Source organism: Massilia sp., from assembly GCF_032106685.1.
GTDB lineage: Bacteria > Pseudomonadota > Gammaproteobacteria > Burkholderiales > Burkholderiaceae_D > Telluria.
This window is the reverse complement of sequence record NZ_DAMCPG010000095.1, coordinates 1-1,639: the sequence shown is the minus strand read 5'-3', so window position 1 is coordinate 1,639 and position 1,639 is coordinate 1. Positions and strand designations below refer to the sequence as shown.

2 protein-coding genes are annotated in these 1,639 nt (G+C 64.3%); both read right to left on the bottom strand.

Going from position 1 to position 1,639, the window contains the following annotated elements:
* Nucleotides 1–1,049, bottom strand: a 1,049-nt coding sequence (locus tag RT688_RS23700) for a peroxidase (protein ID WP_313707273.1), incomplete at its 3' end; no start/stop codon positions are given.
* A gap of 48 nt (nucleotides 1,050–1,097) precedes the next feature.
* Nucleotides 1,098–1,637 carry a hypothetical protein gene (locus RT688_RS23695; RefSeq protein ID WP_409521984.1) on the bottom strand — a complete coding sequence of 180 codons (540 nt, stop codon included), beginning with the start codon at nucleotides 1,635–1,637 and terminating at the stop codon, nucleotides 1,098–1,100.
* Nucleotides 1,638–1,639: the final 2 nt, after the last annotated feature.

Here is a 1,639-nt window from a genome sequence, read left to right as displayed (position 1 = left end):
GGCCCGAAGGTCGAGGAACGGCGAATGATGCGGTGGATGTTGACGTCGGTGAGCAGCGTCAACTCGGAATCGCGGGGATTGAGCCGTCGCATATGGCAGCCGAGCGGCACGACGCGGCCTTTGGGATCGTCCTTGAAGGTGAAGTCGTTGTTGCGCTGCGGATCGGCGCCGAGGTCGGGATCGTCGTGATCGTGCGCCAGCGTCAAGGGTGCGCCGGAGCGCCAGCGCCCGAACATCTTGGCGGCAAGGCGCTCGCGTTCCTCCGGCGTGTCGCCGTGTGCCTTGAGGAAGGCGTTGAAGCAACCGACCCGGCTGTTATACTTGCGCATTACGACGAAGGTGCCGTTCCTTCCGAGAACCGCAGGCTCGGGCATGCCGAGCGGCTGGCCGTTCTCGCTCTCATAGCCGAGGATGAATTCGCCGGCCTTGATCGGCCGCTCCTCGCCTGGCAGCGGATCAACGCCGCTGCCCTCCACTGCGGGCTGGGAGATCGAATCCCGGAAACCGAACGGGTTTTTCGCGCCGTCCGGCGCGCCGAAGCGATGCTCGCCGAGCAAGGTGACGCCGCTGCTCCGGTCGAGTTCGGTGCGCGCCGTCGCCAGCGCCTTGTCGAGCGCATCATCGTCGACCGCGTAGATGGTCAGCGCGAGATGGCAGTTGCCCGGCTTGAACGCGTCTTCCCAGTTTTCCGGCGCGTTGGGTCCGAAGTCGCGAAGCTGCTCCGCGCGTGCGGCCATGCCCTGCTGGAACGGGAGCGGAAAGGTCTTGAGCTGGGCGTCGGGAACGCCGAGCGCCTTCAGACCCTCGAAGCTGAGCGCAGCGCCGATCCAGAAATCGAGATCCTCGCTCCAATTGTCGGCCGAAGCGATATGCGGTGCCAGCCGGCCGAGAAGATTGCGGGCTCCCGCTGCCTCGTCGAAATGGAGCATGGCGTGAACGCCGACATAGGGTTCCGGCCGGCTTCTGAGGATCAGCGCCTGGATGTCCTGCAGGTCGAGCGTGACGCTATCCCGCGAGAAGTGCTCTTTTAGTTTCTGAAGGATCGCCATGGCTCAGCCCACCTTGTCCAGGAATTCGTTGACGGCATGTTCGAGCCGTTAGAGCCGGCGCACATCGACGACGGTGACCTGCGGATTGGCGACGAACCAGCCGGCGGCGGTGATCTGATGCTCGGCGATGAAGTCCTTGACCTCGGGGCTGGCGATGCCCGGCCAGCCCTCGACCGAGGCGAAGATCAGGTCCATCAGATCGGGGATCTTGGTGGCGAAGTCGTTGATATAGGTGTCCCAGTCGCCGTCATAGGCGGTAGCGAACAGGATGCGGGTGTCGTTGTCGAAGAACACGAACCGCATGTTGTGCAGCGTGCCGACCTTCTGCGCCCCGTCGAAATTGCCGTTCACCAGCCCGAATATGCGTTTCAGCCGATCCGCGCCGCCGGGCTTGAGGTTGGCGATGGCGGTGAGCTCGGAGACATTGCCGGACTGCGCGCCGACGCGACCGGCCGAGCCTGCTGTGCCCTTGAGGTCGGGATTATGCTTCGTCACCATCTGCTCGAGGGCGAGCTTGGCGAGCTGTGGCGCATCACCAACCACTTCCTCGATGCGGCGGCGGATGGCCTGCAAGCGGGTATCATCGATCT